The organism is Agromyces sp. Marseille-Q5079 (assembly GCF_051016555.1).
Classification (GTDB): Bacteria; Actinomycetota; Actinomycetes; order Actinomycetales; family Microbacteriaceae; genus Agromyces.
Genome location: NZ_JBPEJF010000002.1, coordinates 680089 through 694020 on the forward strand (window position 1 = coordinate 680089; position 13932 = coordinate 694020).

At 72.4% G+C, this 13932-nt stretch carries 10 protein-coding genes and 1 pseudogene; 1 reads left to right on the forward strand and 10 read right to left on the reverse strand.

All coding sequences use genetic code 11. The features are described 5' to 3' along the window. Positions 1 to 113: 113 nt before the first annotated feature. From ACR3IO_RS06970 to ACR3IO_RS07015, 10 genes and pseudogenes are all read right to left on the reverse strand, one after another. Positions 114 to 383, reverse strand: coding sequence for a hypothetical protein (locus tag ACR3IO_RS06970; RefSeq protein WP_434070447.1), 270 nt, complete (start codon positions 381 to 383; stop codon positions 114 to 116). 306 nt (positions 384 to 689) lie between these two features. Beyond that, a complete protein-coding gene (locus ACR3IO_RS06975) occupies positions 690 to 1901 on the reverse strand; it encodes a low temperature requirement protein A (protein ID WP_434070448.1) in 1212 nt (403 codons plus the stop codon). 79 nt (positions 1902 to 1980) lie between these two features. Next, positions 1981 to 2892 carry an oxygenase MpaB family protein gene (locus ACR3IO_RS06980; protein WP_434070449.1) on the reverse strand — a complete coding sequence of 304 codons (912 nt, stop codon included), beginning with the start codon at positions 2890 to 2892 and terminating at the stop codon, positions 1981 to 1983. 8 nt (positions 2893 to 2900) lie between these two features. Next, a complete protein-coding gene (locus ACR3IO_RS06985; RefSeq protein WP_434070450.1) occupies positions 2901 to 3809 on the reverse strand; it encodes a lytic transglycosylase domain-containing protein in 909 nt (302 codons plus the stop codon). A gap of 161 nt (positions 3810 to 3970) precedes the next feature. Beyond that, the gene (locus ACR3IO_RS06990) at positions 3971 to 4456 is read right to left on the reverse strand and encodes a nucleoside deaminase (protein ID WP_434070451.1); all 486 of its coding nucleotides are present in this window, start codon (positions 4454 to 4456) and stop codon (positions 3971 to 3973) included. A gap of 106 nt (positions 4457 to 4562) precedes the next feature. Then, the gene (locus ACR3IO_RS06995; protein WP_434070452.1) at positions 4563 to 6611 is read right to left on the reverse strand and encodes a HelD family protein; all 2049 of its coding nucleotides are present in this window, start codon (positions 6609 to 6611) and stop codon (positions 4563 to 4565) included. Between the two features lie 302 nt (positions 6612 to 6913). Beyond that, a complete protein-coding gene (locus tag ACR3IO_RS07000) occupies positions 6914 to 8278 on the reverse strand; it encodes a class I SAM-dependent methyltransferase (RefSeq protein WP_434070453.1) in 1365 nt (454 codons plus the stop codon). Beyond that, complete coding sequence (locus tag ACR3IO_RS07005; protein WP_434070454.1) at positions 8275 to 9654, reverse strand: FAD-binding oxidoreductase; 1380 nt, start codon at positions 9652 to 9654, stop codon at positions 8275 to 8277. The genes ACR3IO_RS07000 and ACR3IO_RS07005 overlap by 4 nt, the downstream gene beginning before the upstream one ends. A gap of 280 nt (positions 9655 to 9934) precedes the next feature. After that, positions 9935 to 10882, reverse strand: a pseudogene (locus ACR3IO_RS07010) (manganese catalase family protein); the annotation flags it as partial. Positions 10883 to 11054: 172 nt separating this feature from the next. Beyond that, on the reverse strand, positions 11055 to 12002 hold the full coding sequence (locus tag ACR3IO_RS07015; RefSeq protein WP_434070455.1) for a LysR family transcriptional regulator: 948 nt from the start codon (positions 12000 to 12002) through the stop codon (positions 11055 to 11057). A gap of 77 nt (positions 12003 to 12079) precedes the next feature. On the opposite strand from ACR3IO_RS07015, the gene ACR3IO_RS07020 reads away from it, so the two are divergent. Next, complete coding sequence (locus ACR3IO_RS07020) at positions 12080 to 13837, forward strand: L-aspartate oxidase (protein WP_434070456.1); 1758 nt, start codon at positions 12080 to 12082, stop codon at positions 13835 to 13837. Positions 13838 to 13932 lie beyond the last annotated feature (95 nt).

Below are 13932 nucleotides of genomic sequence, written 5' to 3' on the forward strand. Positions count from 1 at the left end.
GTCGCGAGAATACCCCGGAATCGTGAGAACCGTGAGTGCCGAGGGCAGATTCGCGGTCGGCGTGCAGGAACGCCCGCGTGGTCGGACCGCTCGCCCTCGGCCGCGGCGCACCCTCACTCCCACGTGATCTCGTGCGCCCAACCGGCGATGTAGGCGCGTTCGTCGAGGTCGAGGCGCACCGGTCGATGCGGCAGCGGCGCATCCTCGAGGTCGCAGAGGTCGAGGATGCGCCGCACCATGAACGGCCGCAGTGGCGCGCCGGGGTTCTCGACGAGTTCGCGCTGGAGCGGGTGCTCCAGCCTCGGCCACCAACGACCGATGGGCGGCAGCCCGTGCTGACGCCGCCGCTCATGACGGGATCCAGGCTCGATGAGCGTGATCATGGCGTCACCGCCGTTCGGACGTCGATCGGGGGCGAGGGTCTGTGAGGGTGGGGATCTGCGTGGATCATCGGGTGCTCCTTCTCGCGTCGGGCTCGACCGGAGTCCGACATCCTCGACGGTAGGCGCGCGCCGTCGTCGCGGGAAGGGCTTGACTCGGCGCCCTCGATAGGCCTGCGGCTCCACTCGCTCGGTGCTCGCGGTCTCCGTCCGCTCGAGACCCTGCGCGAGGCCCGACGGCATCATGGTCGAGACCTCGGTCGTCTGGCGCGACTCGGCCTGAGCGGGCTCAGCCGCCGGTGCGCGGGCTCAGCCGCCGGTGCGCCGGCCGGTGCGGATCCGCTCGACGGTCTCGCCCGCGGCGGTCGCGGCGAGCACGAGCGCGGCGAGCACGCCCATCGACAGCGGGTCGAGCAGCCCGCTCAGCGCCGCCAGCACGACGAGCAGGCCGAGCCCGCCCAGCTGCGCGCGCATCCAGCGCCCCTCGAGCACGCGCCGGAACAGCAGCGTGCCGCCGAGGAAGAGCAGCGGGCCGCCGATGACCGTCACCACCGCGCCCGGGCTGTGCTCGTGCGGATGCGCGAGCACCTCCTTGTCGCCGACACCGAGTACGACGATGCCCGCGATGATGAGCAGGTGCACCCAGGAGTACGCCGTCCGGGCCAGTCGCGCCGGCGCCTCGTGCGCCGCGATCGCCTCGGGGCCGACGCGCTCCCCGTGGTCGAAGTAGATCCACCAGCAGGCCGCCGCCGCGACGAACGCGGTGACGAGCGCCACGGCGACCTCGACGCTCGCCTCCGAGTCGACGACCTGGAATCCCGTGACGAGCAGCCCCTCGCCGAGGGCGATGAGCACGAACAGCGCGGCGCGTTCCGCGATGTGCGGGCCCGAGACGTCCCACGCCCCGACCTCGACTCGGCCGAGGCGCGGCACCGGGTAGCCGAGCACGCTGCCGAGCAGCTCGATGCCGAGGGCCGCCGCCCAGAACGGCAGCTGGACGGGAAGCGGCAGCAGGGCGCCGACGAGCCAGAGCACCGACCCGACCGCGGTCCAGACGAGCACGCACGAGAAGTCCCGGGCGAGGGCCGCATCGTGCCGCGCCGCGGCCAGGACGATGAACACCGCTCGTCCGAGCTGGAGCACGACATAGGAGATCGCGAACGCCCACGCGCGATCGCCGAACGCCTCGGCGATCGACACGCTCAGCACGAGGGCCACGAAGGCGAGCGCGATGACGGCGCCGCGCACCGGCAGCTTCACCGGGTCGAGCCAGTTCGTCAGCCAGCTCGTCGAGATCCACGCCCACCACAGCGCGGTGACGGCGAGCGCGCCCTCGAACGCCCCGAGGAGCGTCTGGTTGGCGTACAGGTAGGTGCCGAGCTGGGTGAGGGCGAAGACAAACACGAGGTCGAAGAACAGCTCGACGAAGGTGACGCGGTCGGCGCGCTCCGAGCCCGACGGCCTCAGGAGGTCGCGACGGAATCCGATCCTCGTCGTCCGCGACCCGGCTGCATCGCCCATCGACGCATCACCTCCCGGGGCCGAGCGTATCGGCCCGCTCCGCGCCTCCGCCCCGATCGAGTCGCCGAAGAGGATCGTGTCACTCCCCCGCCGCATCGGCGAGTCGGGCGACCCGCGACCGCGCATTGCGCTCACTCGGCGAGGTCGGCCCGAGTGCGCGACGGGCGAGCGCGAGCACCATGCGCGTGAGCGTGATGGCCGGCCATCTGGGCCGCCGCAGGCCGAGGAGGTCGCGGTGCTCGGGCTCGAGGGAGGCGACGGCGCCGCCGAACAGGATCGGGTACAGCCGGCCGGTGAGCCCGGGCAGGCCCGGTCGGCGCAGGAAGCCGACGGCCTCGACGACCCGTGCATCGCGCTTGGCGCCGACGAGGAACGCCGCCATCTCGGCGTGCAGCGCCTCGACGGTCGTCGGCGGGTCGGGCACGCCCATGAGGCGCCCGGCCTGCGCCCATTCGCGGACGTACGCGTCGGGCCCTCCGGGAATGGGGCCGCCCCAGAGCTCGTGCGCACCGAGGAACGCCTCGGTGAAGGCGTCATGCACCCACCGCAGGAGCTCCGCGTCGTTCGCCGCGTAGTCGCGTTCGATGCCGGTCGCGTCGACGTAGGTGCCGGTCACGTGCTCGTGGAGTCGGGACACGAACGCGGATGCCGCGGTCGCGTCGCGTCGATCGCCGAACGTCGTCACGGCGACCCAGCGCACGGTGCCGTCGAGCCTCGCGAGCGGATCCTCGCGGTACCTCGACCAGTCGTGGACCCCCGCCATCGCGCCCGGATGCAGGGTCTGCAGCAGCAGCGCGCGGATGCCGGCGACGAGCGTCGGCAGCGCGCCGTTGACCGTCCACACCGCACTGCCCGGTCCGAAGAACCCGGCGTCCTCACCATCGGCGAGCGCGGCGGTCCACGCGGGAGGCTCCGCCCGCTTGGACCGGATCGGATGCCAGCGCGCGGCGCCGATCGACGATCCGGCCGTGGCTGCTCCCCGCTGCGGCATCCGCGGTGCTACCCGGCCGACTCGGCGTATCCGATCGCGACCTTCGCGACCTTGTCGACGTAGTCGTTGTCGTGGTTGTACGAGAACACCGCCGCCCGCCAGCCCTCGGAGCTCGTCATCGAGCCCGAGGCGCAGAGGTAGCGGGCCGTCGCGAGTGCGGCGTCGTCGATCTGGTTCGGGTCGGCGACGCCGTCGCCGCTCGCATCGGCGCCCCACTTCGCCCAGGTCGACGGGATGAACTGCATCGGTCCGACGGCGCGGTCCCACGTGGTGTCGCCGTCGAGCAGGCCGCCATCGGTGTCGGCGATCTTCGCCACCCCGTCGCCGTCGAGCGCCCGCCCGATGATCGGCGGCTCGGCATCGCCGTTCTCGGCGAGCGACGTCGAGCCGTGGCTCGCGTGCCCCGACTCGACCTCGCCGATGGCGGCGACCGTGGCCCAGTCGAGGCCGCAGTCGGGCTCCTCGCCCGCGGTCATGACGTGCGCGAGGGCGTACGCCGTCAGCGCTCGCTCGGGGATGCCGGTGGCCGTCGCGACACGGGCGATCCACTCCTCGTCGATGATCTCGATCGGCGTCGACTCCAGCTCGGAGCCCGACACGTCGCCCGGCTCCTCGAGCGCCGTGGCCTCCTCGGATGCCGGCGCCTCGTCGTCGAGCGGCTCGGAATCGGGCTGCGTCGTGGTCGGCGGCAGCGCCACGCGAGAACCGCCCGCCGACGGCGCGGCGAATCCGCCGGGGTTCGTCGCGGTGCCGACGACGTTGACCGCGACGACGGTGCCGATCACCAGCGCGACGACGCCGACGACCACGCCCGTGTAGGCCGCGACGAGCCGGGCGACGCGCCATCCGGTGAGCCGTGCCCGAACACGCGGGCGCGCGCCGGCTTGGCCGGCATCGTCATCGTCTTCCCATGACATGGGTGGTCGCTCCGTTCGGGCGTGGGTGCATGGTTGCCCGCCGGGTCGCGTCGTCGGCTCGGTCGAGTCGACGACGATGACCCGGTCTTCCCACCCTACGCGCGTCCCGCGTTCGACGCACGGGAACGTTCCACGGCGTGGCACCGGGGCCGGAGCGGCGCTCAGCCCTCCCGGACGGCCCGCTCGATGAGGTCACGCACGTCGGCCACGAGCTCGTCGGCCGGGCCCTCGACCGGCACGCCCGGGGCGACCGTGGCGATCGGCAACGGCGCCACCGCCGAGGGACCGCTGCCGGCGGACCGGCGCCACGCCGAGATCTGCTCCGCCGAGGCCGCGAACACGATGCGCCCGAGCCCCGCCCACGCATGCGCCGCCGAGCACATCGGGCAGTGCTCCCCCGACGTGTAGACGGTCGAGGTCGCACGCTCGTCGGGTGCCAGGTTCGCGATCGCCCAGCGCACGATGTCGAATTCAGGATGCCGCGTCGGGTCGTCCTCGGTCTCCTCGCGGTTGCGCTCGGCGAACCGTTCGACGCCCGCGGCGTCGACGAGCACGGATCCGAACGGACCGTCGCCGGCATCGAACGCCTCGCGCGCGAGGTCGACCGCGCGTCGCAGGTGGGTGAGGTCGGTGTCGGAGATCGCCATGCCACGAGTCTGCCGCTGCGCGCCGCGCATGGCGAGCGGTCTCGGGCGCCAGGACCGTTCGTGGCGCGCACCGGTGGATGACGCGCGCGCCGACCCTCGACCGGCCTCAGCCGATCGCGTCGCCCGCCTCGACGACGGTGAGCCGCTTCGTCGGCCGCGTGAGCGCGACGTAGAGCCGCTTCCACGTCGCCGACGACACCGCGTGCGGCGCCGGCATCGGCGGCACGGCGACTACGACGGCGTCGAACTCGAGCCCCTTCGCGTCGTCGGGCGTGCCGACCCACAGTCGATCGGATGCCCCGTCGGCCGTCGCCTTCGCGGCCTCGGCCGCGCGCAGCCCGCGCAGCGCGCCGTGCACGCCGAGCGGCGCGATCACGCCGACCGTGCCCTCGCTCTCGGCGAGCGCCTCGGCGGCGGCGCCGGCGGCGGCCTCGCCGAGTTGCGCGGCATCCACGCGCACCACCCGGGGCTCGTGCTCGCCGTCGCGGGCGGACGTCGGCTCGGGCGCACCGGGGTCGACCCGGCGCAGCACGCCGGTCGCGAGCCGCATGATGCGGCCGGGCGTGCGGTAGTTGACGGTGAGGTCGGTACGGCTCCACCGGGGCACCTGCGGGTCGAGCAGCTCCGCCCACGTGAACGGGGCATCCGTCGCCGTGTACTGGTTCGCGTCGCCGACGAGGGTCATCGAGCGCGTCGGGCAGCGGCGGATGAGCGCGCGCAGCAGCATCGGGCTCGTCTCCTGCGCCTCGTCGACGATGACGTGGCCGTAGACCCACTCGCGATCGGACATCGCGCGCTCCGCGGGTGTGCGGCCGTCGCCGGCGGCCTGGCGGTCGGCGAGGGCCGCGGCGCTCACGATCGAGACGGGGGCGCTGACGTGGTCGGCATCCGCATCGGCGTCGGTCACCATGTCGAGCACGTTCTGCGCGTACTCGAGGTCGGTCGCGCGGTCGAACCTGGCCCGTGCCGCCGCGGCCGCCGCCGGGCGGGGGTCCTCGCCGAGCAGCTCGGCCAGCTCGTCGACGAGCGGGATGTCGGCCGGGGTGAGGCCGTGCTCGCGCGGGCGCAGCAGCACCGACCGCAGGGCCGGGTCGAGCTTCGGGAAGGCCTCGTCGAAGCGATCGGGGTCGCTGAAGAGGCCCCGCACCACCTCGACCGGGTCGAGCAGCGGCCAGAGCTCGTCGAAGAGCTCCTGCACCGCGGGGTCCTCGGCCCAGTCGGCCCGACGCTCCCAGTCCTCCATCGACGACGCGCCGTGCTCCTCGTCCTCGATGCGGAGGATCTCGGTGAGCAGCGCCTTCTCGAACTTCGGCCTGGCCGCGTTGTGCGGCGTCGCGCCCGACCGTCCGCGCGTGCGCACGCGATGCAGCATCCGCCCGTCGAGCGTCATCGGCTTCAGGCCCGCGGGGCGCAGCACCCGCGTGCCACCGTTGGGCACCTCGAACGCGCGCACGGCCTGCTTGAGCGCGGGCACGATGTCGAGCCGTCCCTTGAACTCGGCGGCGAGCGGGGACTCGGTCGCGGTGGCCATGACGCCGGGCACGAGCGTGCTCGGCGTGACGAGCACGGCGGAGTCCTCGCCGAGCGAGGGCAGCACCTGCGAGATGTACTCGAGGAACCGGAGGTTCGGGCCGACGATGAGCACCACCGACTTCGACAGCCGGTTGCGGTGCTCGTACAGGAGGTACGCCGCGCGCTGCAGGGCGACCGCGGTCTTGCCGGTGCCCGGGCCGCCCTGCACGACGAGGGTTCCGGCCAGCGGGCCGCGGATGATCGCGTCCTGCTCGCGCTGAATCGTGCCGACGATGTCGCTCATGTGCTGCGAGCGCGGCCGGTCGAGGGCGGCCATGAGCGCGGCATCGCGGCTGTCGGCGTCGCCGAGGTCGTCGAGGTCGTCGACGAGGAGCGGCTCGTCGTAGACGGCCGTGACGGTGCGATCGGTCGAGGTGATGCGGCGCCTGGCCTTCAGGCCCTCGCGGTGCAGCGGCGTCGCCGTGTAGAACGCGCGGGCCACGGGCGCCCGCCAGTCGATGAGCAGTCGCTCGCCGTCGTCGGGGTCGCTGAGGCCGATGCGGCCGATGCGGAAGCGCCCGCCCTCGTCGGTCTCGACCCCGCCGAAGAGCAGCCCGTACGACGCCGTCTGCAGCCCCTGCACCCGCTGCGCGTGATGCGCGACGAGCGCGTCGCGTTCGGTGAGGTTGAGCCCCTCGCTGGGGCGCGCAAGGGTCGCCCGGAGGTACTCGGTCTCCTGCTCGAGGAGCTCGGCGACGACCTCGCGGATGCGGTCGAGCGCCGTCTGCTCTTCGGCGACGGGCGTGGTGGGAAGGCTGCTGCTGATGTCGGTACCCCTCGTGCGGCGGAACCGTCGATTCTACCGGTCGCGGAGGACCTGGCGGGCGCGACGAGGGCGGATGCCGCGCGGCATCCGCCCTCGTCCGTCCCGTTCGGTGCTCGGGCCTACGGCGTCCACCACGGGCGGAGCGGCAGGTCGCCGTTGCCGCCGCGCTCGTCGGGCCGCACGGCCAGCACCTGGTGCAGCTGGATGCCGCCCGACTCGAAGGCGAGCCGCGACCCCGCCATGTACAGCCCCCACACCTTCGCGGTGGGCAGGCCGACCTCGGCGACCGCCTCGTCCCAGTGGGCGACGAGGTTCGCGCACCAGTCGCGCAACGTCATCGCGTAGTGCGGGCGCAGGTTCTCCTCGTGCAGCACCTCGAACCCGACGTCCTGCGCCTCGCGGATGATGCGGCCGGAGCCCGTGAGCTCCCCGTCGGGGAACACGTAGCGGTCGATGAATCCCTTCGCCGACGCCTGCGAGGTGTTGTCGGGGCGGGTGATGCAGTGGTTCAGCAGCAGCCCGCCCCGGCGCAGCCGCGACTGCAGGAACGTGAAGTACGACGCGTAGTTCTTCACCCCGATGTGCTCGAGCAGCCCGATCGAGGACACGGCGTCGAAGCCGGTCTCGCGGATGTCGCGGTAGTCGCCGAACCGCACCTCGGCCAGGTCGCCGAGGCCCTCCTCGTGGATGGCGTGCTTCGCCCACGCGGTCTGCTGCTCCGACAGCGTCACGCCGACGGCCTTCACGCCGCGGCGCGCGGCGTAGCGCACCATGCCGCCCCACCCGCAGCCGACGTCGAGCAGCCGGTCGCCCGGCTTCAGCCGCAGCTTCTCGAACACGAGCCGGTACTTGTTCTCCTGCGCCTCGTCGAGGCTCGCCTCGGGCGTCGGGTAGCAGGCGCACGTGTACGTCATCGACGGCCCGAGGACCCACTCGTAGAAGGTGTTCGAGACGTCGTAGTGGTGGTGGATCGCCTCGGCGTCCCTCGACTTGCTGTGCCGCAGGCCCTCGGCGACTCGGCGCCACCGGGGCGGCACCTCCTGCGGCGGCGGCGCGATGGGGCGCAGGTGCTCGACGCCGATCGACCGCACCACCTGCGCCATGAGCTTGGGCGGCGGGAGCTTGAAGACGAGCTCGTCGGCCAGCGCCTTGAGCAGCTCGTACGGGTCGCCGGGGTGCACGCCGTGGATCTCGAGGTCGCCGGCGATGTAGGCGCGGGCGAGGCCCAGGTCGCCGCGACCCGTGGCGAGGTAGGTCGTGCCCCGCGGGCTCGTCAGCTCGATGCCGAGCGGCGCGTCGGGCGGGCCCGCCGAACTCCCGTCGTATGCGGTGAACCGCAGCGGCAGACGCCCGCCGGCGAAGATCTCGAGGATCTCGGCGAGCGTGAGCCGGCCCGACGAGTCGGGTTCGGCCGCGGCATCCGCTCGGCCCTTCGGATCCGGCGCGCCCGCCGTCCCGGTCGCCGGGCCCTTGGTCGTGGTCATCGTCGTTGCACCGCCTTCGCATAGAGGTCGAGGAGCCGTGAGTCGGGGTCGTACGCCTGCTTCACGGCCCGGTAGGCGTCGCCGCCGTAGAGTTCGTCGAACTCCGCTCGCGAGTAGAAGGCGTCGGAGTAGAGCGACTTGTGCCCGTCGAGCGCGGAGACCTCGCGTTCGATCCGACGGTTCGTCTCGCCCTCCGTCGCGCCGACCGGCACGGTCGACCAGAAGCCGACGTTGACGTAGGCGCGATGGGGTTCGAGCGGGTAGAGCGGCCACGCGTCGTCGCCACGCAGTCGCAGCGGGCACAGCCAGATCGGCTCGATCGGCACGTTCGCGAGGAACCACCGGAGGAACTCCGCGGTGCGCTCGATCGGCACCTCGATGTCCTGGATGACGCGCTCGCGCGGCGGTCGGCCCTTCAGTCGCTCGAGGCGGTCGCCGATGTCGTAGCGGCGTTCGAGGCGCATGAGCTTCGCGTAGGCGCTGCTGCGCCGCAGCCGACGGGGCCAGAGCCGGCGCACGAGCGGATGCTGCGCGCCGAACGCCTCGGAGCACCAGAACCAGTCGGTGTCCCAACGCCAGAGGTAGTCGTGGGCCGTGAGCCGGTCGTGCTCGGCGCCCCCGGCGTGCTGGATCGACCGGTAGTAGACCTGCTGCCGCGTGTAGTCGCCGACGGGGCCGTCCTCGGCCGTCTTCGCGCCGAGGCAGAGGTACCCCTCGTCGGGGCCGAACACGACCCCGTCGAGGTAGTCGACGCGTTCGCCGTCGTGCTCGCCCGTCGCGACGATGCGGTCCATCGCCGTCACGAGCTCGTCGAGGTCGTGGAACCGCACGTGCGTCAGCGCGACGAACGGCTCCACCGGCTCGAGTTCGATGCGCAGGCGCACGGCGTACCCGAGCGTGCCGTACGAGTTCGGGAACGCACGGAACAGGTCGGCGTGCTCGCCCGGCGACGCCGTGAGCACCTCGCCGGCGCCCGTGAGGATGTCCATCTCGAGCACCGACTCGTGCGGCAGGCCGTTGCGGAACGACGTCGACTCGATGCCGAGGCCCGTCACGGCTCCCCCGAGCGTGATCGTCTTCAGCTGCGGCACGACGAGCGGCGCGAGGCCGAACGGCAGCGTCGCGGCGACGAGGTCCTCGTAGGTGCACATGCCCGCGACGTCGGCCGTGCGCGCCACGGCGTCGACCGCGATGACGTGCGTCAGGCCCGAGGTGTCGAGCCCGGCGGCATCCGCCTTCGCCCGCGTGCGGAAGAGGTTCGACGTTCGCTTCGCGAGCCGGACCGCGGATGCCTCGGGCACGGCCCGGTAGCTCGCGAGCAGGCGCTCCACGCCGGCGGCGTGAGCGGTCCGTGCGTCGGTCGCGGGTGCGGACACGATCCCACGCTAGTCCTCGGGCCGAGCCGCGACCACTGGCCCGCTGCGATCGCGACGGTTCACGGTCTCGACCGGGAAGGAGCCGGCTCCAGCGGCGTCGACGGCGACCCCGGTGGGCGGGGTGCTGCGGTCGTGGTCGTCATTTCTTCTCCTTCTTGGAGTTGCCCGAACGCTTCGTCGGCGCCTTCGCCTGCGTGCTCGGCGCCTTCGATGACGTCGACGCCTTCGTCGTCTTCGCCGAGGACGTCGCCCTCCCCGCTGCGGATGTCGCGGCCGACGAGACCGGACCGAACAGCGGGTCGGCGGCTTCGGCCATCTCCATCTCCGCGGTGGCCTGCACGAGCGCGAGGAGGTCGGGATCGAGCCCCGGCGAGAACTCCTCGAAGCGCTCGGGGGCGATCGTGGACGGCACGCCCGGCGGCGCCTGCTCGCTCGCGTCGAGCGTCGTTCCGTCCTTCGACGGCGACATTCCCTGGAAGATCCGGCCCGCCTCGGACTGGCCGGCGAGGTCGAACGTGTACTGCTTGCTCTGCAGGCCGAGGTCGAGGAGTCTCTTCACTTCGGGGAACCGTTCCGCGTTGGTCTTCGGGATCGGCAGCAGGACGTTCCAGTCGACCCCGAGCGACTCGAGGGCGCGGGCGTAGGCGTTCTCATGCGCCTGGTCGCGGACGATGAGGTACGCGATGGTGGAGCGCGCCGTCGCGTTGGAGGTCATCTCGTAGATCCGGCACTTCTGCAGTCGCCCGGTCGACTCGAGCATGAGGTTGTAGAGCAGGTCGAGCGGCAGGTTCCCGGAGTTGTAGACGTAGCTGCCGCTCCACGGGTTCCCGGCGGCGTCCACGGGCAGTGCGCCCTGCGCGCCCACGAGGTAGTGGTGGATGTTCCCCTCGTCGAGGGCGATGCCGAGCGGCGTCGCACCTCCCGCACCCGGCTCGTCGACGGGATCCGTGGGCTTGCCCTGATACCGCGGCGAGCCGTCGAGCAGCCGGGAGATCGTCGTGCCGATCAGTTCGACGTGACTGATCTCCTCGGTGCCGATGCCCTGCAGCAGGTCGCGGTACGGCTTGCCGGTCGGCCCACGGAAGTTCATGGCCTGGAACAGGTACTGCATCATCGTGCGCATCTCGCCGAACTGCCCGCCGAGGCCCTCCTGGAGCGCGTTCGCGGCGGCGGGATCCGGCTCGTCGGGCACGATCTCGTTGATCAGTCGTTGCACGTGGAAGAACATGCGGGACCCCCTTGGGTGGCGCCGTACCGGCGAAGCCGGCAACTCTGCGCACCCTGAGCCTGCGCCTGGGGATGCCGGACGCATAGGCCTTCTCAACGGGAGTCGGCCGGGTTATCATGCTTCGCCCGGCCGCCCCGAGGTTGAGGGTCCCGCGGGCTCCCTGCGACCCGCGTCAGGAGCCGACGCCGGCCAGCCGCATCGTCGCACCCGCGCGGGCCGCGAACGCCGTGGCACCGGCGGTGATCGTGCGGCGCATGACCTCGACCGCCGCGGTCGGCGCGACATCCGCGGGCCGGGCGACGCTGATCGTGCGCTCGAGCGCGGAGCCGGCTGCCGGCCCGCCGAGCCGCACCGAGCGCAGCCCCGGCCGGTCGAGGAGCACCATCGCCGGCACGATCGCGACGCCGAGCCCACGCTCGACGAAGCGCAGCACCGCATCCATCTCGGCGCCCTCGAGCACGACGTCGGGCGTGAGGTCGGCGGCCCGGAACGCAGCATCCGTCGCGGCACGCAGGTCGTAGCTCGAGCTGAAGACGATCTGCGGCAGGCTCGCGACCTCGTCGAGCGCGACGGTGTCGCCGGTCGTGACGGGCGGCGCGCCGGCCGACGAGATGACGACGAGCTCCTCGACGAGCAGCGGGGTCACCGTGAAGCGGTCGGCCGTTGAGGCATCCGACGTCGTGATCAGGGCGAGGTCGAGTTCGCCGCTCGCGAGCTGGTCGAGCAGGTGGCGCGAGCCGTGCTCCGAGAGGTGCAGCTCGATGGCCGGATGCTCCGCGTGGAACGCGCTGAGCACCTCGGCGACGAGGCTGATGCAGAGAGTAGGGGTGGCGCCGAGGCGCACCCGCCCGCGCTCGAGGCCGGCGAGTTCGGCGAGTTCGCGGCGCACCGACTCGGCGTCGGCGAGCATGCGCCTGGCGAGCGGCAGCAGCGACTCCCCCGCGACGGTCAGCGTGCTGCCGCCGCGCGCACGGTGGAACAGCTCTGCTCCGAGGTCGTGCTCGAGTGCGGCGATCTGCCGGCTCAGCGAGGGCTGGGCGAGGTAGAGCTCCTCGGCGGCCCGGGTGAAGTTGCCGAAGCGGGCCACCTCGACGAAACCGCGCAGTTGTTCGAGGTTCATGTCGATAGCCTATGCGCATCGATTCGACGACATATATGCATTGGAGTAATCCAACCTCGCTGCCTAGCGTTGACGCCATGAGCACCACGACCCCCACGGACCTCCCCTCCGAGCGCCAGATCTCCACGACCGTCCTCGTGATCGGTACCGGCGGATCCGGCCTCCGCGCCGCCATCGAACTCGCCGAGGCGGGCGTCGACGTGCTGGCCCTCGGCAAGCGCCCCAAGTCCGACGCCCACACCTCGCTCGCGGCCGGCGGCATCAACGCCGCCCTCGCCACGATGGACGCCGACGACAGCTGGCAGCAGCACGCCGCCGACACCCTCAAGGAGAGCTACCTGCTCGCCGACCCGCGCACCGTCGTCACGGTCACCGAGGGCGCGGCCCGCGGCATCGACGACCTCGAGCGCTACGGCATGCCGTTCGCCCGCGAAGCCGACGGCCGCATCTCGCAGCGCTTCTTCGGCGCCCACACGTATCGCCGCACCGCGTTCGCGGGCGACTACACCGGGCTCGAGATCCAGCGCACGCTCGTCAACCGGGCGGCGCAGCTGAACGTGCCGATCCTCGACACCGTCTACGTCACGCGCATCCTCGTGAACGACGACGGGGCTGTCTTCGGCGCCTACGGCTTCGACCTCGAGGACGGCACCCGCACCCTCATCCACGCCGACGCGGTCATCCTCGCCGCGGGCGGCCACAACCGCATCTGGCGCCGCACCTCCTCGCGGCGCGATGAGAACACGGGCGACTCGTGGCGGCTCGCGGTCGAAGCCGGTGGCCGGGTGCGCGACCCAGAGCTCGTGCAGTTCCACCCCTCGGGCATCATCGAGCCCGAGAACGCGGCCGGCACGCTGATCTCCGAAGCCGCTCGCGGCGAGGGCGGCATCCTCACGAACGGCCTCGGCGAGCGCTTCATGCACAAGTACGACCCCGAGCGCCTCGAGCTCTCGACCCGCGACCGGGTGGCCCTCGCCTGCTACACCGAGATCAAGGAGGGACGCGGCACCCCCAACGGCGGTGTCTGGCTGGACGTCTCGCACCTGCCGCGCGAGACGATCATGACCCGGCTCCCCAGGGTCTACCAGACCATGCTCGAGCTGCAGATGCTCGACATCACGAAGGAGCCGATCGAGATCGCGCCGACCGCGCACTACTCGATGGGCGGCGTGTGGGTGCGCCCCGACGACCACGGCACGGATGTGCCCGGCCTCTACGCGATCGGCGAGGCATCCTCCGGGCTGCACGGCGCGAACCGGCTCGGCGGCAACTCGCTCATCGAGCTGCTCGTGTTCGGGCGCATCGTCGGGCAGGCGGCGATCGACTACTCCCGCGCACTCCCTGCCCAGCAGCGCTCGGCGGCCGCCGTGCAGGTCGCGCGCGACGAGATCGCCTCGCTGCTCGCCTCCGACGGCACCGAGAACGTGCGCGCCCTGCAGCGCGCCATCCGCAACACCATGACCGAGCACGCCGGCGTCGTGCGCGACGAGCAGGGCCTGCTGGCCGGGCTCGCCGAGCTCGACGCGATCGAGGCGCGCATGGCCGACATCGGCGTGCACCCCGACATCGCGGGCTACCAGGACCTGGCCCACGCGTTCGATCTCAAGTCGGCCGCACTCGCGGCCCGCGCCACCCTCGAGGCGGCGCTCGAACGACGCGAGACCCGCGGGTGCCACAACCGCAGCGACCACCCCGAGACGGATGCCGCGCTGCAGGTCAACCTCGTCTGGTCGCCGTCGGCCGGGGTCACCCGCGAGACGATCCCGCCGATCCCCGATGAGATCGCCGCGCTCATGCGCGATGAGGTCTCGGTCGCGGGCAAGCTCGTCGAGTAGCGGGCGGTCGAGACCCAGAAGGGCGGATGCCGCGCGGCATCCGCCCTTCGTGCGTCCACGTCGGCGTACGCCCTGTGCAGCCGTGCAGCCGTGCA

What these genes read in the sequence shown, in the direction of transcription:
- ACR3IO_RS06980 (WP_434070449.1), bottom strand. Translation starts at nt 2,892, where the DNA reads ATGCCGCAGCGGGGAGCAGCCACGGCCGGATCGTCGATCGGCGCCGCG.
- ACR3IO_RS07000 (WP_434070453.1), bottom strand. Translation starts at nt 8,278, where the DNA reads ATGACCACGACCAAGGGCCCGGCGACCGGGACGGCGGGCGCGCCGGAT.
- ACR3IO_RS06990 (WP_434070451.1), bottom strand. Translation starts at nt 4,456, where the DNA reads ATGGCGATCTCCGACACCGACCTCACCCACCTGCGACGCGCGGTCGAC.
- ACR3IO_RS07020 (WP_434070456.1), top strand. Translation starts at nt 12,080, where the DNA reads ATGAGCACCACGACCCCCACGGACCTCCCCTCCGAGCGCCAGATCTCC.
- ACR3IO_RS06985 (WP_434070450.1), bottom strand. Translation starts at nt 3,809, where the DNA reads ATGTCATGGGAAGACGATGACGATGCCGGCCAAGCCGGCGCGCGCCCG.
- ACR3IO_RS07015 (WP_434070455.1), bottom strand. Translation starts at nt 12,002, where the DNA reads ATGAACCTCGAACAACTGCGCGGTTTCGTCGAGGTGGCCCGCTTCGGC.
- ACR3IO_RS06970 (WP_434070447.1), bottom strand. Translation starts at nt 383, where the DNA reads ATGATCACGCTCATCGAGCCTGGATCCCGTCATGAGCGGCGGCGTCAG.
- ACR3IO_RS06975 (WP_434070448.1), bottom strand. Translation starts at nt 1,901, where the DNA reads ATGGGCGATGCAGCCGGGTCGCGGACGACGAGGATCGGATTCCGTCGC.